The organism is Pseudomonas sp. GL-B-26, from assembly GCF_019947405.1.
In the GTDB taxonomy this organism is placed as follows: domain Bacteria; phylum Pseudomonadota; class Gammaproteobacteria; order Pseudomonadales; family Pseudomonadaceae; genus Aquipseudomonas.
Genome location: NZ_JAGYGJ010000009.1, coordinates 102885 through 126738, shown reverse-complemented (window position 1 = coordinate 126738; position 23854 = coordinate 102885). Strand labels below are relative to the sequence as shown.

Here is a 23854-nt window from a genome sequence, read left to right as displayed (position 1 = left end):
ACAGCGACCTTGGCGAGATTTATCCAGACCTCTGCCGACGGACGGTCACAAAAAAGGCCCCGCTGTTGAGGCGGGGCCTGATGATTCCGTTACCAGCGGCCATAGCCGCGGGGAGGGCCGTAGTAACCACGCGGTGGACCGTAATAACCACGTGGCGGGCCGTAGTAAACCGGCGGCGGGCCGTAATAGACCGGTTGTTGCACGTAGACCGGTGCCGGCTGGTAATAAACCGGTGGCGGGCCGTAGTAAACCGGTTGTGGTGGAGCGTAAACCGGTTGCTGTACATAGACCGGCCGGTTGCTGTTGATGATGGCCGAACCGACGATGGCCGTGCCAACGATCGCGCCAAATACCGCCGGCCCCTCCCAACCGTGACCGCCGTGACCGCCGCCAGCCTCTGCCTGCCCTGCGATAGCAAGAGCACCGATCAGCAAGGCTACTGTGGGGATTTTACGGATCATGATAGTTCCTCGGTTCTTCGCCCCTGCGCTTGTGTCTGCAATAGACCCAAGGATTGTCGCGGGGATACTTCTAAGACAGCGTTTTTTTCAAAATCAGCACAGCCGTTAGGTAAATTTTGTGTAAGGTCTGTACTGACTTCTTTACGGTTCAGTGAGGCCGCGTGCAGACACACCGTTATGATCGATCAGACCCGATGGATTGGCTAATCCCGTCCATCTGAAAGTGCTATTCAAGGAGATTTTTCATGCAGATGAACCCCAACAGAGACACCCAGCTGTGCATGTCGCTTTCCGCACGTCCCGGGAACTTCGGTTTGCGGTTTCACAATCATCTGTATGAGCAACTGGACCTGAATTTTTACTATAAGGCCTTCAGCAGTCAGGATCTGCCGGGCGCCGTTGGCGGCATTCGCGCCTTGGGGATTCGTGGTTGCGGTGTGTCGATGCCGTTCAAGGAGGCGTGCATTGCGCTGGTCGATGAACTGGACCCCTCCGCTGCGGCCATTCAATCGATCAACACTATCGTTAATACTAACGGCCATCTCAAGGCTTACAACACCGACTACATCGCGATCGCCCAGTTGCTTGACACCCACCAGGTGCCGAAGGCATTGACCTTTGCCCTGCGCGGCAGCGGCGGCATGGCCAAGGCGGTGGCCAGTGCCTTGCGCGATGGTGGCTACAAAAATGGCCTGATCGTCGCCCGTAACGAGCGTTCCGGACGTGCATTGGCCGAATCGCTGGGCTATCGATGGCAAGCGGAGCTGGGCTCGGAGCGGCCGCAGATGCTGATCAACGTCACACCGATTGGCATGTCCGGCCCCGAGGCCGATCAGCTGGCGTTCGATGTTGAAACCATCGCTGCTGCCGAGACTGTCTTCGATGTCGTGGCAGTCCCCTCGGAAACACCGTTGATTGTGCGCGCTCGTGCTGAAGGCAAGCGAGTGATCACCGGGCTGGAAGTGATCGCGATCCAGGCGCTGGAGCAGTTCGTGTTGTACACCGGCGTGCGGCCGACCGATGAGCAGTTTCACAAAGCCGTGGAATTTGCCCGAAGTGACCTTGGCTCCCCTGCTGCCCAGCAAGCGAAACCGTGACTGAGGTGACTCATGCATCCTGCCATTCTTAATCTGGACCAGGCCAAACTTGAGCCGCTGCCCGAAGCGTTTGCCCCTACGGGAGACACCGCCGACCGCTATCAGCAACGGCAGGCGCGCATCGGCCAGCAACTGGGTGCGCAGAAGCTGGGTTATCGTCTGTACGCGCTGGAACCGGGGATGCGTGGCAGCCCGTTTCACAGTCATCGGGTCAACGAGGAGATGTTTTACATCGTGGCCGGGGAAGGGGAGATTCGCTTGGGCGCCGAGCGCTTTCCCGTTCGCGCCGGTGATGTCATTGCCTGCCCGCCGGGCGGCCCTGAAACCGCGCACCAGATCATCAACACCAGCAAGGGTGAGCTGCGCTACCTGGCGGTCAGCACCCAACAATCACCCGAGATTTGCGAGTACCCGGATTCCGGCAAGTATGCGGTGATGGACGACTTCAAGGTCGACGCCGAGGGCAATGCCTCGGGCTTCGTCGCCGTCGCCAGGCCGGCGGACGGCGTGGATTATTGGGACGGCGAGTAGAAGCACCGCAACCTAATGTGGGAGCAACCTCGCTCCCACATTGATTTTTGCGTTGCTGGTTTATTCGAGGCGGGCCAGTCGCTCTTCCAGCGCTGCAATTCGCGCCTCAAGCTCTTCGATCCGCTCAACCGATACGCCGCCACCCGCGCCACGCTCGGTCGGGTTCTGCCGTGCCGCCAGGATCACTTCGATGTCCGCCGGGTCGCCCAAGGCGTGCATGTAGCGGTCTTCACGCTGACCGGCCTGGCGTGGAATCAACAGCGCCAGACCGCGAGCGATCAAGCGTTCCAGTTGATGCACCACCTGCTCGGCATCTTCGAAGTCATGCATGCGGCCGCTGCGGGTCAGCAGTTCATTGACCGTTTGCGGACCGCGCAGGAATAGCAGCCCCGCAAGAATGACCTGAGCCGGCACCAGTTCCAGTGCCTTGTCGACCTTGTGTTCCCAGCGATCCGCACGACTGCCCATCACCAGCTTGGTAAAGCCGCGTCCTTCGAGGGCGCGCAGGCTTTGGCCGACCTGACCCTGTGTCAGGTTCATCACCGGCTCGCGGCTGGTTTTCTGGTTGCAGGCAATCACCAGCGCATTGAGGGTCAGCGGATAGGTTTCCGGGCTGGTGGCCTGTTTTTCGATCAACGAACCCAGAATGCGGATTTCGGTGCTGTTGAGTCGCGGCTCGTCGAAGGTCGTTTCTTGCTCAGTACTCATGATTCTGCATTCCTTCCCGGGTTCATGATGTTCTCCTGCTGGCATGCACTTTAAATTGACGTGTGCCAATGGCAACTGAATTCGTCGCCGTACCTTGGCAATGGTCACAAAACCTAAATCAATCTGTTACGCCATCTTAACAATCAGACGTGCACCGTATGCAGGGCTGCAGATGACTGCGGCTTATGACGGGTACGGCGAAAATTCCTATCGACGACGTCACCGGCCTTATTAATTGTGCAGTGGAGCAAGGCATGAAGCTGACGTGGGTATCGACCCGCAATAATGCGCTGATCGGCGCGCGCCCGCTATGACCGTACTGGTCACCGGCGCCGCCGGTTTCATCGGGTATCACACGGTCAAGCGCTTGTGTCAGGAAGGTCTTGAGGTGGTCGGTATCGATAATCTCAACGACTACTACAGCGTGGAACTCAAACACGCACGGCTTGAGGAGCTGAAGTCCTTGTCGGGCTTTCATTTCCAGACGCTGGATATCGTCGACAAACCGGCCTTGATGGCATTGTTCAAGGATCACGGCTTCACAGAGGTTATCCATCTGGCTGCCCAGGCGGGCGTTCGCTACTCGCTGGACAACCCGGACGTGTATGCGCAATCGAACCTGGTTGGCTTTCTGAATGTGCTGGAAGCCTGCCGGCACCACCGCCCCGAGCATCTGATTTATGCATCGAGCAGTTCGGTGTACGGCACCAACAGCAAAATGCCGTTCAGCGTCGAAGACCCCGTCGATCATCCGATTTCGTTGTATGCCGCCAGTAAGCGTGCCAACGAGCTGATGGCCCACAGCTATTGCCATCTGTATGGACTGAAGGCCAGCGGCCTGCGTTTTTTTACCGTTTACGGACCTTGGGGGCGCCCCGACATGGCGCTGTTCAAATTTACCGAAGCGATTCTCAACGGCAGGCCGATTGACCTCTACAACCAAGGCCAGATGTCGCGCGACTTCACCTACATCGACGACATCGTCGAAAGCATTGCCCGATTGCGCCCAAGACCGCCGTTATCGGACGGACCTGGCGATGGCGCCAACCGGATCTTCAACATCGGGCGCGGCACGCCGGTGGCGCTGCTGGATTTCGTCGAGTGTCTGGAGTCGGCACTGGACAGGGAAGCCCGGCGCAACTTCCTGCCGCTGCAGGCTGGCGATGTGGTCAAGACCTGGGCGGATGTGTCGGCATTGGCGCAGTGGGTCGATTTCCGTCCTCAAGTGACGGTTGAGGCCGGCGTCGCGGAATTTGTGAAGTGGTACCGCCACTTTTATCAGAGATGAAACGTTGGCCTTTGATAATAAAAAATCCAGGGTAATAGGGGCCTCTATGAGCCAAGACATATTTGTATCCGTGCTGATTCCGGCAAAGAACGAGGCGAGCAATCTGACATCGCTGCTCGAAGAAATCCGTATCGCACTGGCCGATGAGGCCTATGAAATCATCGTTGTGGACGATGGCAGTACTGACACCTCCTTGCAGGAACTGCGGCAGACCCGGCACAGCGGCCTGAGCACGTTGCGTATCCTGCGCCATGAGCGTTCGCTGGGGCAGAGCACTTCGCTCTACCATGCGGCGCTCGCCGCCCGGGGCCAATGGCTGGCCACGCTCGATGGCGACGGTCAGAACGACCCGGCGGATATCCCCGGCATGCTGGCATTAGTGCGCAGTGAACAGGGCCGAGTCGACCTTCAATTGGTGGCTGGGCACCGGGTCAACCGTCGCGATACCGCGAGCAAGCGTTGGGCCTCGCGGTTTGCCAACGGGTTGCGCAGCCGGATGCTCAAGGACCAGACGCCGGACACTGGCTGCGGGCTGAAATTGATACAGCGGGCGGCGTTTCTGCGCTTGCCGTACTTCGACCACATGCACCGGTTCATTCCTGCGCTGATCCAGCGGCATAACGGCCGGATGATCACCCACCCGGTCAACCATCGGCCTCGCACGGCCGGGGTATCCAAATACGGAAACCTCGACCGCGCGCTGGTGGGCATTCTCGATCTGATCGGTGTCTGGTGGCTGATCAGGCGTACGCGTCTGCATGCCCATGCGCGGGAGATCGAAGGATGAACCTGTCCCGCGAAACCCTGTGGCTGGTGGTCGGTTTCAGTGGCCAGATCGCCTTCACCGGTCGCTTTGTCCTGCAGTGGCTGTACAGCGAATACAAGAAACGCAGCGTAATTCCGGTGAGCTTCTGGTACCTGAGCATCGTCGGCAGCGCGCTGCTGTTCGCTTACGCCATCTACCGACAGGACCCGGTTTTCATCGCCGGTCAGGCGTTCGGCTCCATCGTCTATTTGCGCAACCTGCAATTGATTGCCCGCAGCAAAACCTTGAAGGACTGAACCGTGCGCCGAACCCTGTCACCCAGCGTCGAATGCCTGGGGCTGATGTTGCTTGCTCTTTTATTGGTTGGCGCCGGGTTCGGGCTGCGTCAGCCGCAGAATGTCGACGAGGAGCGATTCCTCGGCGTTGCGCTGGAGATGCTGCACAACGGCTCATGGCTGATTCCGCACCGAGCTGCCGAGATCTACGGCGATAAGCCACCGATTTTCATGTGGACGGTGGCGTTTTTCACCTGGATCACCGGAATGCCCGCCCTTGCCCTTTATATTCCGGGGCTTTTGTCGGCCACATCGGTCACGGCCATCCTCTACGACCTGGGTCGTCGGTTGTGGAATCAGCGGGCCGGACGAACAGCAGCGCTGTTGTACCTGGCCACGTATCAGACGTACAGCATTCTGCGGACCGGTCAGATCGACAGTTTTCTGATTTTGTTCACCTCTCTGGGCCTGTACGGCCTGGCCCGTCACTTGCTGCTCGGGCCCGCCTGGCGTTGGTTCTACGTGGGTTGCGCGGCCATGGGCATTGGCGTGATCACTAAAGGGGTCGGCTTCGTCCCGGCGTTGATGCTGATTCCGTATGCCTACGCGGTGCGCAAAGGCTGGCCTGGCGTGGTGGCCATGCCGGGTGAGGCGCGCAAGTGGTGCCTGGGGTTTTTGCTGGTGCTTGGCGCCGTCGCGATCTGGCTACTGCCCTTGGCGGTGTCTATCGCATTCAATGGCGCCGCTGACGAAATCGCCTACGCACGGGAAATTCTGCTGCGCCAGACAGCGGGGCGCTATGCCGCCGCGTGGGATCACCGAGAACCGTTCTGGTACTTTTTCGTCAACGTCATCCCGCAATACTGGTTGCCGTTGGTGCTGGCCTTGCCGTGGCTGGTGCCCGCCTGGCGCAGGCAGTTGCGCAAGCGCGACGGTCGAGTGCTGGTGCTGCTGGGTTGGGTCGTACTGGTCGTACTGTTCTTCTGCCTGAGCAGTGGCAAACGCAAGTTGTACATCTATCCGGCGTTGCCTGGGCTGGTGCTGGTTGCCGCACCGCTGATTCCGTGGCTGCTCAAGCGTTGGTTCAGCAAGCGCCCGCGCGGTCGGCGGGTATTCCAGGTGGTGGCCGTCACGTGGTTCACGTTGTGGTTCGCTCGCGGTTTCATCGACCCGGTCAAGGACGGACCCAATCCCCACGAGGCGCTGATGGCGCAAGCAGCGGCGATGACCCAGGGCGCAGACCTGGTGCTGGTCAACTGGCGCGAGGGTCACTGGTTGTTCGCCCGACAGCCGATCGTGCATTTCGGGATGATCGGCTCGACGGTTGAGCAGGCCGCTCAATGGCTGCGCGAACACCGTCAGGCGTACGCCTTGGTGCCAGATGAACTGCTGAGCCGGTGTTTTAACCCTCAGGCCGCCCATGAGTTGGGCGAAACCTCGCGCGCGCAATGGTCGATCGTCGGTGCCGATGCCGATAACGGCCGTTGTCATCCAGGACAGCCAGCCAATATCTATCGCTTCACCTGGGACCGCGCATGGCTATAATCGCCCCACGTTTCCCTCCTGTCACCACACGAGACTGCCATGACTATTTCCCTGTACGCCGCTTCCGTCCCGGTTTTCAAACAAATGCTCAACGCCCTGAGCGATGTTTTGAACAAGGCCGAAGCCCACGCCACCGCCAAGAACATCGACCCGAATGCTTTCCTGCAAGCCCGTCTGTACCCGGACATGTTCCCGTTGGTTCGTCAGGTGCAGATCGCCGTTGATTTCGCCAAGGGCGTTTCCGCGCGTCTGGCCGAAGTTGAACTGCCGAAATACGACGACACCGAAACCACCTTCGCCGAGCTGCAAGCGTTGATCGCCAAAGTGCTGGCCTTCATCGGAGAGATCAAACCGGAACAGATCGACGGCAAGGAAGGCATCGAAATCATCACCCGTCAGGGCACGCCGAAAGAGAAGCGCTTCACTGGCCAGGCTTACCTGCTGAGCTACGGTCTGCCGCAATTCTTCTTCCACGTCACCACCACCTACGCACTGCTGCGTCACAACGGGGTGGAAGTGGGCAAGCGCGATTACATGGGCGCGTTCTAAACCTCCCGGATATAAAAAAGCCCGCCAAGGTTCGCACCTTGGCGGGCTTTTTTTTGTGAATCAAAAGATCTTTGTTACGCCAGACGCTGAGCCTTCTCGTCTTCACCCAGGCAAGCGGCGGCGGTAAACAGCACATCAGTGGAAGAATTCAGCGCGGTCTCCGCCGAGTCCTGCAACACCCCGATAATGAAACCGACCGCCACCACCTGCATGGCGATTTCGCTGGGAATGCCAAACAGGCTGCACGCCAGTGGAATCAACAGCAACGAGCCGCCCGCCACGCCCGAAGCGCCACAGGCACAGATCGCCGCGACGACGCTCAGCAGGATGGCGGTCGGAATGTCCACGGTGATGCCCAGCGTATGCACGGCCGCCAGGGTCAGGACGGTAATGGTGATCGCCGCACCGGCCATGTTGATGGTCGCGCCCAGCGGGATCGAGACCGAGTAGGTGTCTTCGTGCAGGCCCAGGCGCTTGCTCAATTCCAGATTGACCGGAATGTTCGCCGCCGAGCTGCGGGTGAAAAACGCAGTGATACCGCTTTCGCGCAAGCACGTGATCACCAGTGGATACGGGTTGCGACGCAGCTTCCAGAACACGATGACCGGGTTCATCACCAGCGCCACAAACAGCATGCAGCCCAGCAACACCGCCAGCAGATGCACATAGCCGATCAAGGCACCGAAACCGGAGGTGGCGAGGGTCGAAGCCACCAGACCGAAAATGCCCAGCGGCGCAAAACGAATCACCAATCGCACGATCAGGGTCACGCCGTTAGACAAGTCACCGAGCACCTCGCGAGTGGTGTCACCGGCATGGCGAATGGCAACGCCCATGCCAATCGCCCACGCCAGAATGCCGATGAAATTGGCATTCATCAGCGCGCTGACTGGGTTGTCGACCACGCTCAACAGCAGACTTTGCAGCACTTCACTGATACCGCCCGGCGCAGTGACCGCAACGTCGTGAGTGGCCAATACCAGGCTCGACGGGAACAACGTACTGGCGACAACGGCCACCACCGCCGCCGCGAAAGTCCCCAGCAGATACAGAAACAGAATCGGCCGGATGTGGGTTTCCTGGCCGTGCTTATGGTTGGCAATCGAGGCCATGACCAGCACGAACACCAGAATCGGCGCGACAGCTTTAAGCGCCGAAACGAAGACTTTGCCGATAAACGCAGTGGACTTCGCCACCTCCGGCGCGAACAGGGCCAGGGCAATCCCGGCGATCAGGCCGATGATGATTTGTGTGACCAGGCTTAAGCGTTGCAGGCGTAACCATAGCGAAGGGGATGAAGCGGTCATAAAACGGCATCTCTGATTTTTTTAGGTGCGGGGTATCGCGACATCAATGCCAATCAATGGCCGATGAACAGGGTGTACGTATCGCAGGGCGCGGACTTTATCACAGCGTGGTCTTCATCCTTCAGACCTGTGACGATCTGCCGCCCGAGGGGGCAACGAGATCGGCAGGTTCGTGCAACCCTGATCGGAAACACTCTGTTAAGATTCGCCATCCTCATTTTCAAGTCATGCCAGTGGGCCTTCGGGCTATCGCTGGTGTCGTCGTTTTCTGGAGTTCTGCATGCTGTTGCCCATCCTTCTGTTGTCTGCCGCCGGTTTCACGGTGCTGACCACGGAATTCATCATCGTCGGCCTGTTGCCGGCGATCGCTCGAGACCTTGAAGTCAGCATCCCCCAGGCGGGTTTGCTGGTGACCTTGTTCGCCTTCACGGTCGCCGCATTCGGGCCGTTCCTGACCGCCTGGTTCGCAAGGTTCGAGCGCCGCAAATTGTTCATCTCGGTGCTGATCATGTTCGGCCTGGCCAACACCCTCGCGGCGTTTGCCCCGAACATCTGGGTGATGGCCGTCGCCCGGTTGATCCCCGCGTTGGGGTTGCCGGTGTTCTGGGCGCTGGCCAGTGAAACCGCGGTGGACATTGTCGGCCCGGACTACGCCGGTCGCGCCATCGCCAAGATTGGTTTCGGCATTGTCTGCGCCACGGTGTTCGGCATTCCGGTGGGCACACTGATCTCCGATGCGTTCGGCTGGCGCAGTGCCTTCGGCATTCTGGCGGTGATCGCGTTTGCCAAGGCGTTGCTGCTGTTTATCTACCTGCCGAAAACCAATCTGCATCAGCATCAGGTGAGCTTTCGCTCGCAGTTCAGAATCCTGCGCAGCCCGCTGATGGTGGGGCATGTGCTGCTGTCGATCCTGGTGTTTAGCGGCATGTTTACCGCTTACACCTATCTGGCGGACATTCTTGAGCGACTGGCCGGTTTCAACGGCACGGTGGTCGGCTGGTGCCTGATGGGCTTCGGCGCAGTCGGGCTGATCGGCAACTCACTGGGCGGCCGCGCGGTGGATCGTCATCCGTTGATCGCCTCGATGATGTTCTGCGCGTTCATGATCGCCGGCCTGGTGGCGTTGGTGCCGAACATTCATTCGCCGCTGGGTCTGGCTGCGGCGATGGGAATTTGGGGGGTGACTCAGGCGGCGTTGTTCCTGGTCAGCCATGTGCGATTGATGAAGGCTGCACCCGAAGCGCCGGCGTTCGCGGCATCGCTGAACATTGCCGGGGCTAACCTCGGGATAGGCCTGGGCGCCATGATCGGCGGTAGGGTCATCGACGGTGTAGGCCTGCAAGGTCTTGGTTTCGCGGCGGCCGCTTTTATCCTCGCCTCGATCCTCTTGGCCATCGCGTTGATGACCTTCAAGCCCCGCGAAGTCTGCGCCTGACACCTCACAGCTCGGTGAACAGCTCGCGTCGGGCACCTTCGGTAATGGCGACAATGCCGGGGTGCTTGACCTTGCGTTCCACCGAAATGGCGTAGAACGACTCGGTCACCGCGTCGGTCTGGCCAATCAATTCCACGCCGTATTGGCGTATCACTTCATCGGCAATCACGCTCGGGCCGATGAAGATCCCGCTGCCGGATTGGCCGAACGCCTGCATCAAGGCGCTGTCGTCGAACTCGCCGACGATGCGCGGCTGGATCTGCTGCTCGGCAAACCAGCGCTGCAAGCGACTGCGCACCACGGTCTCCGGCCCTGGAATCAGTAGCGGTGCGCCGTGCAGGCTGCGGGGAAAATCCTGACCGTACTGCGCCGCCAGTTCAGCCGTGGCGAAGAAGCTGATCCCGCATTCCCCGAGTTTCTGGCTGTAGCCCTTGATGTCCAGGTGCGAAGGCATCGGGCTGTCGGAGATGACCAGATCCAGGCGCTGGATCGCCAGATCGGCAAGCAGGCGTTCCAGTTTGTCTTCGCGACAGGTGATGCGCAGCGGCTCGCTCAATTCCATGGTCGGCGCAATCAGTCGATAGACGATGGATTTGGGCACCACGTCGGCCACACCTACCCGAAACAGAATCTGCTGTTCGTTGGGCTGTGCTCGCAGCATCAGCTCCAGTTCGCCGCCCAACTGGAACATTTGCTCGGCGTAGGGCAGGGTCTGACGCCCGGCTTCGGTGAGTTCCAGCTGCCGGCCGACCCGGCGAAACAGCTCGATGCCATAGGTTTGTTCGAGCAGGGAAATCTGCCCGCTGATGGTCTGGGGTGTCAGGTTCAGCTGCTCGCAGGCGCGCACGATGCTGCCGGTCTTGGCCACCACCCAGAAGTAATGCAGCTGTCGATAGTTGAGCATGGCGACCTATAGTTCGTTAAAACCGAAGTATAACAGCTAAAAATACGAATTTTCCTGAAGTGTTTGCCTCCCTAGAATGCCCCGCTATCGACGGGTGGCCTTTTCGCCCTGTCTGTTCTATCGAGGAAAGCATCATGAAGCTTAAAGCCACGGCACTGTTGATCACGTCTTTACTGGTATTGGCCGGTTGTGACCAGGCCGAAAAAAGCGCTCAACAACTGATGGGCAAGGCTGCCGAAACCGCCAAACAAGCCATCGACGACACCCACAAAGCCGCAGAGCAGGCAATCAGTGACGCCACTGGCGGGCTGATCAGCAAGAAAGAGCAATCGGCCAAAGAAACGGACAAAACCGAATCTTCGTCCCAGGAAATCTAAACCGTCTTAAAAGAGTCAGGACTGACCCATGGAATACCTTTTAGAACTTGCTGCAAGCCCCACCGCCTGGGTTGCCCTGGCCACGTTGATCGTCATGGAAATCGTGCTCGGCATCGATAACCTGATCTTCATTTCGATTTTGACCAATAAACTGCCCGAGCAGCACCGGCAGAAGGCGCGGCGCATTGGTATCGGCATGGCGCTGATCCTGCGACTGGCGCTGTTGAGTACCATCGCGTTCATCGTCCAGTTGACTGAGCCTGTGATCGATATCTTCGGCCAGACGTTCTCCTGGAAGGACATGATCCTGATTGCCGGCGGCCTGTTCCTGTTGTGGAAGGCGACCACCGAGATCCATCACAGCATGGACCCGGCGCCGGATGATCCGACGTCGGCCACCTCGACCGTGACCCTGGGCTTCGCTGCCGCGATCGGTCAGATCCTGCTGCTGGACATGGTGTTCTCCATCGACAGCATCATTACCGCTGTCGGCATGACCGAGCATTTGCCGATCATGATCATCGCGGTGGTGGTGTCGGTACTGGTGATGTTGCTGGCGGCTGATCCTCTGGCCAAGTTCATCAACGACAACCCGACGGTGGTGATGCTGGCGCTGGGCTTCCTGATCATGATCGGCATGACGCTGATCGCCGAAGGCTTCGGTGCTCATGTACCGAAAGGCTACGTGTATGCGGCGATGGCGTTCTCGGCAACGATCGAGGGTTTGAACATGATGTCGCGACGGGCAAAGCAGAAGCGTATTGCCGCTGAAGCTTAACCTGCGTTAAACGAAACGGCCGCCTGTGCTCGAAAGAGCCAGGCGGCCGTTTTTGTTTGGGTACATAAGGGTGTCGGTCAGTGCGCGGTAGCGTGCTGTTCAGCGGTTTTATCGGGTTTCGCCACCGGCGTCGACTGAGCCGGATGATGGTGCCGGCGGGTAATGCGCAGGACTCCCCATAACATGGCGGCGGCAACGGCGAGCCAGCCAGAAATCAACATCACAATGGTCATTGTCAGGCTCATCAGTGCCTCCTCTTCGCCCTGCTGCGGGCACACACTCTTTGCACATGACAGTCTAGTCGCTGCCATGTTTCAGGCCATTGACCAAAGGTCGGCGGTCACCAATCAGTTCGCTCTATCGAATGCCATCATCTGCCGGTTAAGGCTATACCGCCGCCGCGCGGCGTCCTATGATCGACGGCCAAGCCGGGAGCGCAAATACCTGGCGTCTAAATCAAGAGAGTGATGATGGTGCGGGTATTTTCTCGAATTCGATCTTTAGTGCTGGTCGTTGGCTGCGTTGCAGGTCTGGCTGGTTGCGCGGGGAGTGTGGCGCCTGAAATCAAGCGCCTGCCGGAGCGAGTCGAACTCAGTGGCACGTTCTACCGTGGCGTGGCGAATCAGAGTGGGCCGCAAGTGCTGGCCAGCATGTTGTCCCGGCAAGGCATTGTGATTACCCCGGGTTTGCTCGAAAAACCGTTGCATTTGCCGGGTGCCGAAGCCCGGTTGCAGCAGAACATGCAGAACCTCGCTCGCGAGTACGGCATGGTCGTCTATCCCCTCGACAGCAATCTGCCTGCACTGTTGACCCAGGTGGCGGCCGGTTACCCGGTGATGGTGCGTTTCACGGAAGGCTCGGCGTTCTGGGCTGAACCGCGTTACGCCATCCTTGCCGGGTACAACCGTCAGAAGCAGACAGTGCTGCTGCGCTCGGGCATGAATCGTCGGGAGTTGATGGGCTTCGGTTCGTTTGAATCGGCGCTCAAGGATGCCGGTGGCTGGGCCGTGCTGATTCAGAAGCCGAATCAACTGCCGGCCAATGTCGATCAACAACGATGGCTCAAGGCAGCGAGCGACCTTGCCCAGGCAGGTCAGGAGCAAGCGGCCGCCAGAGCGAAGAAAGCGCTGAACGCGCAATAAGTCCGTTCGTCATCTGTCGGGCACCCTTACACTTTGCCGACCTCTAAAGAAGTAGGGCCCGGATTTCTTCGGGCCAGACTCAAAGGAGGCGCCCATGGCCCATTCCACTACCCCCGTCGGCCCGCACTCGTCTGAACATTCTTCGGGTGATGAGTTGGGCTTCGATCCCGATTCGCCGGACCTCGCCGATCCTCAGGTCGACCCCATCGGACCTGCCAAGGCGCCCAGGGATGTGAAGCCGGGCGACAATCCCAAGGCTCCCGCGAAGCCTTACGATCCACTCGCCGATCTGAAACCCTGAGCCTGAATGAGGTGCGTATGTCTACCGATTCGAGTTTCGACGACAAACGTCCGGACAGTGTTCCAACCACCCCCGAAAAGGACATCGACCCCGTGATGGATCCGGACAGCCCGCTAAGGGATCCTTTGGCCAGGCCCGTGGTCGTGCCGACGGAGCATCCACAGGGCTGGAAAGACCCGAGCGCCGGGGACGGCATTCCGGATGACGACCAGATGCCGCTACCGAATGACTGACGCCGGACGAAAAAAAGCCCCGAATAATCGGGGCTTTCTTTTACTTGTCGTTTAGTTATTTCGACGCTTCAACCACGCCGCTCTGACGATGCTTGAGGTTCTTGTCGGATTTGTACTGCAAGGCTACAGACGGCACTTTCGTGCCTTGGCCGGTTTCCACCCAGCTGCGAATACGGCTGGCATCGGCAAAGTGTGTGTATTTGCCGAAAGCATCGAGGATGACCAGCGCAACCGGGCGATTGCCCATGCTGGTGACCAGCACCAGGCAGTGGCCGGCCTCGTTGGTGAAGCCGGTTTTCGTCAGCTTGATGTCCCAGTTCGGCTTGTTGACCAAATGGTCGGTATTACGGAAACCCAGGCTGTAGTTGGGTTTACGGAACGAGACGGTTTTTTCCTTGGTGGTACTTAGCTCAGTCAACAGTGGGTACTTGTGCGCAGCGATCAGTAGTTTGCTCAAGTCGCGAGCCGTGGACACGTTGCGAGGGGAGAGGCCGGTGGGTTCGACGAAGTGCGTGCTGGTCATGCCCAGTGCTTTAGCTTTGGCATTCATGGCGGCAATGAATGCGACGTAGCCACCCGGATAGTGATGGGCCAGGCTCGCTGCGGCGCGGTTTTCCGAGGACATCAGGGCAATCAGCAGCATTTCCTTGCGCGGCATTTCGCTGTTGAGTTTCACCCGGGAAAACACACCTTTCATTTCCGGGGTGTCGCTGATGTTGATGGAGATGTATTCGTCCATGTTCTGCCTGGCTTCAACCACGACCAGGCCGGTCATCAGTTTGCTGACGGAAGCGATCGGCACAACCACGTCAGGATTGCTGGCATAGATGACTTTGTTGGTCTGCAGATCCATCAGCAATGCGCTGCCGGAAGCGATCTTCAGTGTTGAGGTATCTCGCGGCGCCGAAGTGGTGTCGGCAGCGTTGACCATCGGCGTGGTGAAAGTCCCTGTAAATGCAAAAAAAAGGCTCAGGATGGAAAGACGGATTTTCACGCTGGCGAACTCATAAGGGTGGATATGCCGTTTTGTTACGGGCTGTTTCTTAAAAACGACGCATTTTAGGAGTATGAGCTACGAAAGCGCTAGGCGCCCGTATGGCGAGAGCATTATATGAAAAAAAATTTAATGTTTTTGATGCCTGCCCTTGGTGAGCAGGCGCCGGATTGACTTACTTTTGATCGTTGCGCCGCGGGTCGGGTTTGCGTTTGGTCAGAGGAAGCAGCATTGCGACGTTCTGCTGATAGCGTCGGTATTGCTCCCCAAACAGATCCACCAGATCTTTCTCTTCAAAATGCACCCCAATCAGGATGTAGAGAGTGTTGAGCAGCGCAAACAGTAGATGTCCGGCTGTCATGTCGGGAGTCGCCCAGAACACCATCACAAACCCCAAGTACATCGGGTGGCGAACCAGCTTGTAGAGTAAAGGGGTTTTAAAGGCGGGGTTCTCGGGTCTGGCGGGGTAAAAGGCGTTGAGTGCCTGCTTTATGCCGAACAGTTCGAAATGGCTGATCAGGAACGTTGCGAGCACGACCAGGCCCAGGCCCAGCCAAAATAAAGCCATGAGTAATCCGTGGCCCCATACAGACGTTACGCGCCAGATGGGCGTTTCCATGGGTTGCCATAGCCAGAACAGCAGCGCGAGCGGCAGGCACGTCGACAATACATAGGTCGCCCGCTCGATGGGGGGCGGGACGAACCGGGTCCACCAGCGCTTGAAGCGTTTTCGCGCCATGCCGCTGTGCTGTACGGCAAACAGCGTAATCAGCAAGGTGTCGACGAGGGCAGCCACGGGCCAGTCGAGGCTGGAGCCGGAGTTAATGTCTTTGGGCACTCCGATGCCTGAGAGAAAACCCGTCAGGTAAAGCGCGGTGAGCAGAAAACACAGGTAACAGAAGAGGCTGTAAAGCAGGCCAGCGAGTTTTCCAGTGAAAACGAAAAAGCGATGTTGAGTCAGGCCGCGGGGGTTCATAGATGATGCCTTTTCAGCGTCGCGCGTACTTCCCGATTCGCGTCTACGGTTTATGGGATGTTTCGATAATCAGTCTAGGGCGATTTAAGGCTTTCGCTGTTGCTCTGTCTGGAAGTCCTTCAGAGGTATTACTTGTTCCATGGCTGAAAACAAGAAACCCCACCAGCGGCGGGGTTTCTTGTATGTTCGGCGTAGCCGGTGGAATCAGCTGTGCAGTGTTTCGGCTGCGTACAGCGTATTTTCCAGCAGGCAGGCACGGGTCATCGGGCCAACACCACCCGGGACTGGAGTGATCCAGCCGGCGCGGGGCAGGGCGGTGTCGTAGATCACGTCACCGACCAGTTTGCCGTCTTCCTGGCGGTTGATGCCGACGTCGATCACGATCGCACCTTCCTTGATCCACTCACCCTTTACCAGCCCCGGCTTGCCGGCGGCGACCACCACCAGATCGGCGCGACCGACGTGGCCTGCCAGATCCTTGGTGAAGCGGTGGGTGACGGTCACGGTGCAGCCGGCCAGCAGCAATTCCATTGCCATCGGGCGGCCAACAATGTTGGAGGCCCCGACAACCACTGCGTCCATCCCGTAGAGATCGACACCGGTGCTTTCCAGCAGCGTCATGATGCCTTTAGGGGTGCACGGACGCAGCAGCGGAATACGCTGGGCGAGGCGGCCTACGTTATAAGGGTGGAAACCGTCGACGTCCTTGTCTGGACGAATGCGTTCCAGCAATTTGGAGGCGTCCAGGTGTTCAGGTAGAGGAAGCTGAAGCAGAACGCCATCAATCGCCGGGTCGTCGTTCAGGCGATCGATCAGATCGGTCAGCGCTTCTTGAGTGGTTTCGGAAGGCAGGTCGTAGGCTTGGGAAATGAAGCCGACCTCTTCACAGTCTTTACGCTTGTGCGAGACATAAACCTGAGAGGCAGGATCGCTGCCGACCAGGATCACCGCGAGGCCGGGCGTGCGCAGACCTTGCTGGCGACGCTCGTTGACGCGTTTGGCGATCTGCTGGCGCAGGCTGGCGGCGATCGATTTGCCGTCGATTAGTTGTGCAGTCATTGCGCGTGATTAACCATCGAGAGGGGAAAAAAAGAGAACGCATTCTCGCATGTCATGAGGTGAGGGCAAAGGCGCTTGGTCTGCAAATTCCCCTAACCCCTTTAATTAAATGAATTTTTTTTAAAAAAGAGTTGACGACCTTCTGGGTCACCTATAACATTCGTCGCACTTGTCGGGCACAGCCTAGCACTGGTTAAGAAGGTCGAGCAGAGTTGATGTTTAATTCGGTGAGGCTGAAAGCACTTAGTTTGTAATCGTCCAAGAATACAGATTAACAAGGCGCCCGTAGCTCAGCTGGATAGAGCATCCGCCTTCTAAGCGGATGGTCGCAGGTTCGAGTCCTGCCGGGTGCGCCATTAGGCAGCTTTGGCACAAGTAACGCAACATGGCAATATGGTGGGCGTAGCTCAGTTGGTAGAGCACGGGATTGTGACTCCCGTTGTCGAGGGTTCGATCCCCTTCGTCCACCCCATATTTAGAAAGGCGCCAGATTAACAGTCTGGCGCCTTTGCTTTAAAAGCTTGATGCGGATGTGGTGGAATTGGTAGACACACTGGATTTAGGTTCCAGCGCCGCAAGGTGTGAGAGTTCGAGTCTCTCCGTCCGCACCATTACAAGTAGCTATTTAATAGCAGAAAACGGCGCAGCACCTGAAAAGGGCTGCGCTTTTTTTGTTTTAGAAGTCTGAATTTTCAAAGCGGCCGCAGGTTCTGGGTCGAGAGGGTGGCTCGGATCGTCGGATTTATGTTTCTCGATGATGCTGATTCGCCCGTTGGTCCCCTTGTGGGGTCGACTGTCAGGGATGGATTGCCGATGCCTTCTATATATAGAAGGATTGGTGCAGAGCCCTGGCATGATTGGCTGTATTTGCTAACAGGGCGAGGCACAACCGTTTGTCCCCGCCTATAAATTGCCTGCTGCTTTTTTACCCGTTTTCAGTAGGGTGACTTCTTGAGTTTGACCCACTAGAATGCATGCCCTTGATTCTGGGGTCGGAAACGGCCGGCTAACGTCTGTGCAACGAGGAATATCCATGCAAGTTTCTGTTGAAAATACTTCTGCTCTTGAGCGCCGCATGAGCATCACCGTGCCGGCTGAGCGCATCGAGACTCAGGTCAACAAGCGTCTGCAGCAGACTGCCCAAAAGGCCAAGATTGCTGGCTTCCGTCCAGGCAAAGTGCCAATGAGTGAAATCAAGCGCCGTTTCGGTGCTGATGCACGTCAGGAAGCTGTTGGCGACGTGATCCAGTCTTCTTTCTACGAAGCTGTTGTAGAGCAGAAGCTGAACCCGGCTGGCGCTCCTTCGATCGAGCCGAAATCGCTGGAAGCTGGCAAAGACCTGGAATACGTCGCGATTTTCGAAGTGTTCCCTGAGTTCACCGTTGCCGGTTTCGAAGGTATCGCGGTTGAGCGCCTGAGCGCTGACGTGGCTGATGCCGATCTGGACAAAATGCTGGAAGTGCTGCGCAAGCAGAACACCCGTTTCGAAGTGGCCGATCGCGCTGCTCAAAACGAAGACCAGCTGAACATCGATTTCGTTGGCAAGGTCGACGGCGAAGTGTTCGCTGGCGGTTCCGCCAAAGGTACTCAGCTGGTTCTGGGTTCCGGCCGCATGATCCCTGGTTTTGAAGACGGTCTGGTTGGCGCTAAAGCCGGCGAAGAGCGCGTTCTGAACCTGACCTTCCCAGAGGACTATCAGAACCTCGACCTGGCAGGCAAAACCGCTGAGTTCACCGTGACCGTGAACACTGTTTCCGAGCCAAAACTGCCAGAACTGACCGAAGAATTCTTCGCTCAATTCGGCATCAAGGAAACTGGCCTGGAAGGCTTTCGCACCGAAGTTCGCAAGAACATGGAGCGTGAACTGCGTCAGGCGATCAAATCCAAGGTCAAGAATCAGGTAATGGACGGTCTGCTGGCCACCAACCCGATCGAAGTGCCTAAGGCTCTGCTGTCCAACGAAGTTGACCGTCTGCGCGTGCAGGCTGTTCAGCAGTTCGGTGGCAACATCAAGCCTGAGCAACTGCCGGCCGAGCTGTTCGAAGAGCAAGCCAAGCGCCGCGTTGTGCTGGGTCTGATCGTGGCTGAAGTGGTCAAGCAATTCGACCTCAAGCCTGACGAAGCCCGCGTTCGTGAAATGATTCAGGAAATGGCTTCGGCTTACCAAGAGCCTGAGCAGGTTGTGTCCTGGTACTACAAGAACGACCAGCAACTGAACGAAGTCCGTTCGGTTGTGCTGGAAGAACAAGTTGTGGATACTGTTCTGCAGAAAGCTAGCGTGACCGACAAATCGGTCTCTTACGAAGAAGCAGTCAAGCCGGTAGAAGCTCCACAAGCCGACTGATCGTTTTTGCGGTAAGAAGTACACACCATAAGCCAGCCTTCGTGCTGGCTTATGCGTATTCAAGACATAACTATTTGGGAGTGACTGCAGAGCATGTTCCGTAATTCGTATATTCAGCAGAACTCTGATATCCAGGCCGCAGGCGGTCTGGTCCCGATGGTTGTCGAGCAGTCTGCTCGTGGCGAGCGCGCCTATGACATCTACTCGCGCCTTCTCAAGGAGCGAGTGATCTTTCTGGTTGGTCCGGTAGAGGACTACATGGCCAACCTGATCTGTGCGCAACTGCTGTTCCTTGAAGCGGAAAACCCGGACAAGGACATCCATCTCTATATCAACTCTCCGGGCGGTTCGGTGACGGCGGGCATGTCGATCTATGACACCATGCAGTTCATCAAGCCAAACGTGTCGACCACCTGTATCGGTCAAGCGTGCAGCATGGGTGCGTTTCTATTGACGGCCGGTGCTCCTGGCAAGCGTTACTGCTTGCCGAACTCGCGTGTGATGATTCACCAGCCACTGGGCGGTTTCCAGGGCCAGGCTTCGGATATCGAAATCCATGCCAAGGAAATCCTCTTCATTCGCGAGCGTCTCAACACGCTGATGGCCAAGCATAGCGGGCACACTCTTGAAGAAATCGAGCGCGATACCAACCGCGATAATTTCATGAGTGCAGAAGCAGCGCGTGAATACGGGTTGATCGATGAAGTGATCAGCCAGCGCCCCGCTTAAATTAAGCAGCTCAAAATAAGGTTGGTCGGCGCGTCCGATCACTAGCGGGCTTGAAAAAGCCCGCAATAGCCTTCATCTTGTGTTGCAAGCCTATCGGATTTGGATCGAACGAATGACTGACACCCGCAACGGCGAGGACAACGGCAAGCTGCTCTATTGCTCCTTCTGTGGCAAAAGCCAGCATGAAGTGCGCAAATTGATTGCCGGCCCCTCGGTCTTTATCTGCGACGAGTGCGTCGACCTGTGCAACGACATCATCCGTGAGGAGGTGCAGGAAGCCCAGGCCGAAAGCAGCGCGCATAAATTGCCTTCGCCTAAAGAAATCAGCGGCATCCTTGATCAGTACGTGATTGGTCAGGAGCGTGCGAAAAAGGTTCTGGCCGTAGCGGTGTACAACCACTACAAGCGCCTGAACCAGCGTGACAAAAAGAATGACGATGTCGAACTCGGCAAGAGCAACATCTTGCTGATCGGCCCGACAGGCTCGGGTAAAACCCTGCTTGCCGAAACACTGGCCCGCTTGCTGAACGTTCCGTTCACCATCGCCGACGCAACCACCCTCACCGAGGCAGGTTACGTGGGTGAAGATGTCGAAAACATCATTCAGAAGCTGCTGCAGAAGTGCGATTACGACGTAGAAAAGGCCCAAATGGGCATTGTCTACATCGATGAGATCGACAAGATCTCGCGCAAATCTGATAACCCGTCGATCACCCGGGACGTTTCCGGTGAAGGCGTGCAGCAGGCCCTGCTCAAGTTGATCGAAGGCACGGTCGCTTCCGTTCCGCCTCAAGGTGGTCGCAAGCATCCGCAGCAGGAATTCCTTCAGGTCGACACCCGTAACATCCTGTTCATCTGCGGTGGTGCGTTCTCCGGTCTGGAAAAGGTTATTCAAAACCGTTCCACCAAGGGCGGTATCGGTTTCAACGCGGAAGTGCGCAGCAAGGAAGAAGGCAAGAAAGTCGGTGAGTCCCTGCGTGAAGTCGAGCCTGACGATCTGGTCAAGTTCGGTCTGATCCCGGAATTCGTCGGTCGTCTGCCGGTACTTGCCACGCTGGACGAGCTTGATGAGGCTGCGCTGATGCAGATTCTCACCGAGCCGAAAAATGCTCTGACCAAACAGTATGCCAAGCTGTTCGAGATGGAAGGTGTGGACCTGGAATTCCGGGCCGACGCTCTGAAATCGGTCGCCAAACGTGCCCTGGAACGCAAAACCGGTGCCCGTGGACTGCGTTCGATTCTCGAAGGTGTATTGCTCGACACTATGTATGAAATCCCCTCGCAGTCCGAGGTGAGTAAAGTAGTGATCGACGAAAGCGTTATAGAAGGCAAGTCCAAGCCACTGTATATCTACGAAAACAGTGAGCCGGCTGCCAAGGCAGCGCCAGACGCCTAAGCGTCACGCTGCTGGAATAAAGAAGGGGCCTTCGGGCCCCTTTGCTTTTTGCGCGTTTTAACACCTTCTTTAAGCTTGTTTTTTTTGAAGGTAGCCCCCATCTTGGTTTCAAGCTCACTTCCATCTGTTTACGGCCTTATGGCCGCCGTAGAGGCGAAATCATGAAGACAACCATCGAATTGCCTCTCCTGCCATTGCGTGATGTTGTGGTTTATCCGCACATGGTTATCCCGCTGTTCGTGGGGCGCGAGAAATCCATCGAAGCCCTCGAGGCAGCGATGACGGGCGACAAGCAGATCCTTCTGCTGGCTCAGAGAAACCCTGCTGACGACGATCCCGGTGAAGATGCACTTTATCGCGTAGGTACCATTGCGACCGTTCTGCAGCTGCTCAAGCTGCCTGACGGCACGGTCAAGGTTTTGGTCGAAGGTGAGCAGCGGGGCGCCGTTGAGCGTTTCAGCGAAGTGGACGGCCACTGCCGCGCCGAAGTCTCATTGATCGACGAAGTCGACGCGCCAGAGCGCGAGTCGGAAGTGTTTGTACGCAGCCTGCTGGCTCAGTTCGAACAATACGTACAGCTGGGCAAGAAAGTCCCCGCTGAGGTCCTGTCGTCGCTCAACAGCATCGACGAGCCAGGCCGCCTGGTCGACACCATGGCCGCACACATGGCCCTGAAGATCGAGCAGAAGCAGGAAATCCTCGAAATCATTGATTTGTCGGCCCGGGTCGAGCACGTTCTGGCGTTGCTGGATGCCGAGATCGACCTGCTGCAAGTCGAAAAACGCATTCGTGGTCGCGTCAAAAAACAAATGGAGCGCAGCCAGCGCGAGTACTACCTGAATGAGCAGATGAAGGCCATTCAGAAAGAGCTCGGCGACAGCGACGAAGGCCACAACGAAATCGAAGAGCTGAAAAAGCGTATCGATGCCGCCGGTCTGCCGAAAGACGCCTTGGCCAAAGCCCAGGGTGAACTGAACAAGTTAAAACAAATGTCGCCAATGTCTGCGGAAGCGACCGTGGTGCGCTCGTATATTGACTGGCTGGTTCAGGTGCCGTGGAAGGCACAGAGCAAAGTGCGTCTGGATCTGGCGCGCGCAGAAGACATTCTCGATGCAGATCACTATGGTCTGGAAGAAGTCAAAGAGCGGATCCTCGAATACCTCGCCGTGCAGAAGCGAGTGAAGAAAATTCGTGGTCCGGTGTTGTGCCTGGTCGGTCCTCCAGGGGTAGGTAAAACCTCTCTGGCGGAGTCGATTGCTCACGCCACCAACCGCAAATTCGTGCGCATGGCCCTCGGTGGCGTGCGTGATGAAGCGGAAATTCGTGGTCATCGCCGTACTTACATCGGTTCGATGCCAGGAAGATTGATTCAAAAGATGACAAAGGTGGGCGTTCGCAACCCGCTGTTCCTGCTCGATGAAATCGACAAAATGGGCAGCGACATGCGTGGCGATCCGGCGTCGGCGTTGCTGGAAGTGCTCGACCCTGAGCAGAACCACAATTTCAACGATCACTATCTGGAAGTCGACTACGACCTGTCCGATGTGATGTTCCTTTGCACCTCGAACTCCATGAACATTCCACCAGCCTTGCTGGACCGGATGGAAGTGATTCGTCTGCCGGGTTACACCGAAGACGAAAAGATCAACATCGCCGTCAAATACCTTTCGCCAAAGCAGATTACTGCCAATGGTTTGAAAAAAGGCGAGCTGGAATTCGACGCCGAAGCGATCCGCGACATCATCCGCTACTACACCCGCGAAGCCGGTGTACGTGGGCTGGAGCGCCAGATTGCCAAGGTTTGCCGCAAGGCGGTCAAAGAGCATGCAATGGAAAAACGCTTCTCGGTGAAGGTCACTGCCGAGATGCTGGAACACTTCCTGGGCGTGCGCAAATTCCGCTACGGTCTGGCCGAATCGCAGGATCAGATCGGTCAGGTCACCGGGCTGGCGTGGACTCAGGTAGGTGGCGAGTTGCTGACTATCGAAGCCGCAGTCGTACCGGGTAAAGGCCAGTTGATCAAGACCGGTTCTTTGGGTGACGTCATGGTCGAATCGATCACTGCGGCCCTGACCGTTGTTCGCAGTCGCGCGAAGAGCCTGGGGATTCCCCTGGACTTCCACGAGAAGCGCGACACGCATATCCACATGCCGGAAGGGGCGACCCCGAAGGACGGCCCTAGCGCCGGTGTGGGCATGTGCACGGCTCTGGTATCGGCATTGACCGGGATCCCTGTGCGCGCGGACGTCGCCATGACTGGCGAAATTACCCTGCGTGGTCAGGTGCTGGCGATTGGCGGTTTGAAAGAAAAACTGCTCGCTGCTCACCGTGGCGGAATCAAGACCGTGATCATTCCTGAAGAGAACGTACGCGATCTGAAGGAAATTCCTGACAATATCAAGCAAGATCTGCAGATTAAACCGGTTAAATGGATTGACGAGGTCCTGCAAATTGCGCTGCAATACGCGCCGGAGCCCTTGCCAGATGTAGCTCCAGAGATAGTTGCAAAGGATGAAAAACGCGAGTCTGACTCTAAGGAAAGAATTAGCACGCATTAGTACGCATTTGCCTGGGTGGCTTGTTGACAGCTTTTTAGAGCCCTTGTTATAAAGCGGCTCTTAAGTGTCTGTAGGCCATTCAGCACTCGTTTTTGCTTTCA

24 protein-coding genes, 3 tRNA genes and 1 pseudogene are annotated in these 23854 nt (G+C 57.4%); 20 read left to right on the top strand and 8 right to left on the bottom strand.

All coding sequences use genetic code 11. The features are described from left to right. Window positions 1-89: 89 nt before the first annotated feature. Window positions 90-461 (bottom strand): hypothetical protein, encoded by a 372-nt coding sequence (locus KGB23_RS08460; protein ID WP_223430653.1) that lies wholly within the window; start codon window positions 459-461, stop codon window positions 90-92. Between the two features lie 245 nt (window positions 462-706). Here KGB23_RS08460 and KGB23_RS08455 point away from each other — a divergent pair, with 245 nt between their 5' ends. Together KGB23_RS08455 and KGB23_RS08450 are read left to right on the top strand one after the other, a co-directional pair. Beyond that, window positions 707-1558 carry a shikimate 5-dehydrogenase gene (locus tag KGB23_RS08455; RefSeq protein WP_223430652.1) on the top strand — a complete coding sequence of 284 codons (852 nt, stop codon included), beginning with the start codon at window positions 707-709 and terminating at the stop codon, window positions 1556-1558. A 12-nt stretch (window positions 1559-1570) separates the two neighbouring features. After that, on the top strand, window positions 1571-2089 hold the full coding sequence (locus KGB23_RS08450) for a cupin domain-containing protein (RefSeq protein ID WP_150656395.1): 519 nt from the start codon (window positions 1571-1573) through the stop codon (window positions 2087-2089). Between the two features lie 60 nt (window positions 2090-2149). Here the strand turns inward: KGB23_RS08450 and KGB23_RS08445 are convergent, their stop codons facing one another. Beyond that, on the bottom strand, window positions 2150-2797 hold the full coding sequence (locus tag KGB23_RS08445; protein WP_074878482.1) for a YceH family protein: 648 nt from the start codon (window positions 2795-2797) through the stop codon (window positions 2150-2152). A 310-nt stretch (window positions 2798-3107) separates the two neighbouring features. Here KGB23_RS08445 and KGB23_RS08440 point away from each other — a divergent pair, with 310 nt between their 5' ends. From KGB23_RS08440 to KGB23_RS08420, 5 genes are read left to right on the top strand one after another with little or no spacing between them, the layout of a single operon-like run. Further along, window positions 3108-4085, top strand: coding sequence for an NAD-dependent epimerase (locus KGB23_RS08440; RefSeq protein ID WP_223430651.1), 978 nt, complete (start codon window positions 3108-3110; stop codon window positions 4083-4085). 46 nt (window positions 4086-4131) lie between these two features. After that, entirely contained in the window at window positions 4132-4872 is a 741-nt protein-coding gene (locus KGB23_RS08435; protein ID WP_223430650.1) for a glycosyltransferase family 2 protein, read from the top strand. Continuing rightward, window positions 4869-5147 carry a lipid-A-disaccharide synthase N-terminal domain-containing protein gene (locus KGB23_RS08430; protein WP_076028031.1) on the top strand — a complete coding sequence of 93 codons (279 nt, stop codon included), beginning with the start codon at window positions 4869-4871 and terminating at the stop codon, window positions 5145-5147. Before KGB23_RS08435 ends, KGB23_RS08430 begins: the two co-directional genes overlap by 4 nt. Window positions 5148-5150: 3 nt before the next feature. Next, window positions 5151-6671 carry an ArnT family glycosyltransferase gene (locus KGB23_RS08425; protein ID WP_223430649.1) on the top strand — a complete coding sequence of 507 codons (1521 nt, stop codon included), beginning with the start codon at window positions 5151-5153 and terminating at the stop codon, window positions 6669-6671. 39 nt (window positions 6672-6710) lie between these two features. Then, the gene (locus tag KGB23_RS08420; protein WP_008148402.1) at window positions 6711-7220 is read left to right on the top strand and encodes a DUF1993 family protein; all 510 of its coding nucleotides are present in this window, start codon (window positions 6711-6713) and stop codon (window positions 7218-7220) included. A 74-nt stretch (window positions 7221-7294) separates the two neighbouring features. Here KGB23_RS08420 and sstT read toward each other — a convergent pair whose 3' ends face one another. Next, window positions 7295-8527, bottom strand: coding sequence for a serine/threonine transporter SstT (sstT, locus tag KGB23_RS08415; protein ID WP_223430648.1), 1233 nt, complete (start codon window positions 8525-8527; stop codon window positions 7295-7297). Between the two features lie 280 nt (window positions 8528-8807). On the opposite strand from sstT, the gene KGB23_RS08410 reads away from it, so the two are divergent. Then, complete coding sequence (locus KGB23_RS08410) at window positions 8808-9962, top strand: MFS transporter (RefSeq protein ID WP_223430647.1); 1155 nt, start codon at window positions 8808-8810, stop codon at window positions 9960-9962. Window positions 9963-9966: 4 nt separating this feature from the next. Here KGB23_RS08410 and nhaR read toward each other — a convergent pair whose 3' ends face one another. Next, window positions 9967-10866, bottom strand: a complete 900-nt coding sequence (gene nhaR / locus KGB23_RS08405; protein WP_095128880.1) for a transcriptional activator NhaR — start codon at window positions 10864-10866, stop codon at window positions 9967-9969. Between the two features lie 134 nt (window positions 10867-11000). On the opposite strand from nhaR, the gene KGB23_RS08400 reads away from it, so the two are divergent. Together KGB23_RS08400 and KGB23_RS08395 are read left to right on the top strand one after the other, a co-directional pair. Continuing rightward, window positions 11001-11243: a hypothetical protein gene (locus KGB23_RS08400; RefSeq protein ID WP_223430645.1), complete on the top strand. Its 243-nt coding sequence runs from the start codon at window positions 11001-11003 to the stop codon at window positions 11241-11243. 28 nt (window positions 11244-11271) lie between these two features. After that, on the top strand, window positions 11272-12021 hold the full coding sequence (locus tag KGB23_RS08395) for a TerC family protein (protein ID WP_046054156.1): 750 nt from the start codon (window positions 11272-11274) through the stop codon (window positions 12019-12021). 77 nt (window positions 12022-12098) lie between these two features. Here KGB23_RS08395 and KGB23_RS08390 read toward each other — a convergent pair whose 3' ends face one another. Next, on the bottom strand, window positions 12099-12266 hold the full coding sequence (locus tag KGB23_RS08390; RefSeq protein ID WP_165934015.1) for a hypothetical protein: 168 nt from the start codon (window positions 12264-12266) through the stop codon (window positions 12099-12101). 167 nt (window positions 12267-12433) lie between these two features. Here KGB23_RS08390 and KGB23_RS08385 point away from each other — a divergent pair. The 3 genes and pseudogenes from KGB23_RS08385 (at window position 12434) to KGB23_RS08375 (ending at window position 13697) form a co-directional block, all read left to right on the top strand. Then, a pseudogene (locus tag KGB23_RS08385) lies at window positions 12434-13163 on the top strand (peptidase C39 family protein). A 94-nt stretch (window positions 13164-13257) separates the two neighbouring features. After that, window positions 13258-13464: a DUF6021 family protein gene (locus KGB23_RS08380; protein WP_027925384.1), complete on the top strand. Its 207-nt coding sequence runs from the start codon at window positions 13258-13260 to the stop codon at window positions 13462-13464. Window positions 13465-13481: 17 nt separating this feature from the next. Next, window positions 13482-13697 carry a hypothetical protein gene (locus KGB23_RS08375; RefSeq protein ID WP_223430641.1) on the top strand — a complete coding sequence of 72 codons (216 nt, stop codon included), beginning with the start codon at window positions 13482-13484 and terminating at the stop codon, window positions 13695-13697. Between the two features lie 55 nt (window positions 13698-13752). On the opposite strand, the gene pbpG is transcribed toward KGB23_RS08375, so the two are convergent. The 3 genes from pbpG to folD form a co-directional block, all read right to left on the bottom strand. After that, on the bottom strand, window positions 13753-14691 hold the full coding sequence (gene pbpG, locus KGB23_RS08370; protein ID WP_150656386.1) for a D-alanyl-D-alanine endopeptidase: 939 nt from the start codon (window positions 14689-14691) through the stop codon (window positions 13753-13755). 175 nt (window positions 14692-14866) lie between these two features. Beyond that, entirely contained in the window at window positions 14867-15667 is an 801-nt protein-coding gene (gene mddA, locus KGB23_RS08365; RefSeq protein WP_223430639.1) for a methanethiol S-methyltransferase, read from the bottom strand. A gap of 204 nt (window positions 15668-15871) precedes the next feature. Further along, entirely contained in the window at window positions 15872-16726 is an 855-nt protein-coding gene (folD, locus tag KGB23_RS08360) for a bifunctional methylenetetrahydrofolate dehydrogenase/methenyltetrahydrofolate cyclohydrolase FolD (protein WP_008148421.1), read from the bottom strand. A 279-nt stretch (window positions 16727-17005) separates the two neighbouring features. On the opposite strand from folD, the gene KGB23_RS08355 reads away from it, so the two are divergent. The 7 genes from KGB23_RS08355 to lon all read left to right on the top strand — a co-directional run bounded on the left by KGB23_RS08355 (window position 17006) and on the right by lon (window position 23753). Then, window positions 17006-17082 (top strand) — tRNA-Arg (locus KGB23_RS08355). A 40-nt stretch (window positions 17083-17122) separates the two neighbouring features. Continuing rightward, window positions 17123-17198 (top strand) — tRNA-His (locus tag KGB23_RS08350). A gap of 54 nt (window positions 17199-17252) precedes the next feature. Beyond that, window positions 17253-17337, top strand: a tRNA-Leu gene (locus tag KGB23_RS08345). Window positions 17338-17759: 422 nt separating this feature from the next. Then, on the top strand, window positions 17760-19070 hold the full coding sequence (gene tig / locus KGB23_RS08340) for a trigger factor (RefSeq protein WP_046047576.1): 1311 nt from the start codon (window positions 17760-17762) through the stop codon (window positions 19068-19070). Between the two features lie 93 nt (window positions 19071-19163). After that, window positions 19164-19799: an ATP-dependent Clp endopeptidase proteolytic subunit ClpP gene (clpP, locus tag KGB23_RS08335; RefSeq protein WP_046047575.1), complete on the top strand. Its 636-nt coding sequence runs from the start codon at window positions 19164-19166 to the stop codon at window positions 19797-19799. 112 nt (window positions 19800-19911) lie between these two features. Further along, complete coding sequence (gene clpX, locus KGB23_RS08330) at window positions 19912-21195, top strand: ATP-dependent Clp protease ATP-binding subunit ClpX (protein WP_007946893.1); 1284 nt, start codon at window positions 19912-19914, stop codon at window positions 21193-21195. A gap of 161 nt (window positions 21196-21356) precedes the next feature. After that, window positions 21357-23753, top strand: coding sequence for an endopeptidase La (gene lon / locus KGB23_RS08325; RefSeq protein ID WP_027926069.1), 2397 nt, complete (start codon window positions 21357-21359; stop codon window positions 23751-23753). Window positions 23754-23854 lie beyond the last annotated feature (101 nt).

Coding starts and splice junctions, on each gene's coding strand:
- KGB23_RS08460 (WP_223430653.1), bottom strand. CDS start 461: ATGATCCGTAAAATCCCCACAGTAGCCTTGCTGATCGGTGCTCTTGCT.
- KGB23_RS08455 (WP_223430652.1), top strand. CDS start 707: ATGCAGATGAACCCCAACAGAGACACCCAGCTGTGCATGTCGCTTTCC.
- KGB23_RS08450 (WP_150656395.1), top strand. CDS start 1,571: ATGCATCCTGCCATTCTTAATCTGGACCAGGCCAAACTTGAGCCGCTG.
- KGB23_RS08445 (WP_074878482.1), bottom strand. CDS start 2,797: ATGAGTACTGAGCAAGAAACGACCTTCGACGAGCCGCGACTCAACAGC.
- KGB23_RS08440 (WP_223430651.1), top strand. CDS start 3,108: ATGACCGTACTGGTCACCGGCGCCGCCGGTTTCATCGGGTATCACACG.
- KGB23_RS08435 (WP_223430650.1), top strand. CDS start 4,132: ATGAGCCAAGACATATTTGTATCCGTGCTGATTCCGGCAAAGAACGAG.
- KGB23_RS08430 (WP_076028031.1), top strand. CDS start 4,869: ATGAACCTGTCCCGCGAAACCCTGTGGCTGGTGGTCGGTTTCAGTGGC.
- KGB23_RS08420 (WP_008148402.1), top strand. CDS start 6,711: ATGACTATTTCCCTGTACGCCGCTTCCGTCCCGGTTTTCAAACAAATG.
- sstT (WP_223430648.1), bottom strand. CDS start 8,527: ATGACCGCTTCATCCCCTTCGCTATGGTTACGCCTGCAACGCTTAAGC.
- KGB23_RS08410 (WP_223430647.1), top strand. CDS start 8,808: ATGCTGTTGCCCATCCTTCTGTTGTCTGCCGCCGGTTTCACGGTGCTG.
- nhaR (WP_095128880.1), bottom strand. CDS start 10,866: ATGCTCAACTATCGACAGCTGCATTACTTCTGGGTGGTGGCCAAGACC.
- KGB23_RS08400 (WP_223430645.1), top strand. CDS start 11,001: ATGAAGCTTAAAGCCACGGCACTGTTGATCACGTCTTTACTGGTATTG.
- KGB23_RS08395 (WP_046054156.1), top strand. CDS start 11,272: ATGGAATACCTTTTAGAACTTGCTGCAAGCCCCACCGCCTGGGTTGCC.
- KGB23_RS08390 (WP_165934015.1), bottom strand. CDS start 12,266: ATGAGCCTGACAATGACCATTGTGATGTTGATTTCTGGCTGGCTCGCC.
- KGB23_RS08380 (WP_027925384.1), top strand. CDS start 13,258: ATGGCCCATTCCACTACCCCCGTCGGCCCGCACTCGTCTGAACATTCT.
- KGB23_RS08375 (WP_223430641.1), top strand. CDS start 13,482: ATGTCTACCGATTCGAGTTTCGACGACAAACGTCCGGACAGTGTTCCA.
- mddA (WP_223430639.1), bottom strand. CDS start 15,667: ATGAACCCCCGCGGCCTGACTCAACATCGCTTTTTCGTTTTCACTGGA.
- folD (WP_008148421.1), bottom strand. CDS start 16,726: ATGACTGCACAACTAATCGACGGCAAATCGATCGCCGCCAGCCTGCGC.
- tig (WP_046047576.1), top strand. CDS start 17,760: ATGCAAGTTTCTGTTGAAAATACTTCTGCTCTTGAGCGCCGCATGAGC.
- clpP (WP_046047575.1), top strand. CDS start 19,164: ATGTTCCGTAATTCGTATATTCAGCAGAACTCTGATATCCAGGCCGCA.
- clpX (WP_007946893.1), top strand. CDS start 19,912: ATGACTGACACCCGCAACGGCGAGGACAACGGCAAGCTGCTCTATTGC.
- lon (WP_027926069.1), top strand. CDS start 21,357: ATGAAGACAACCATCGAATTGCCTCTCCTGCCATTGCGTGATGTTGTG.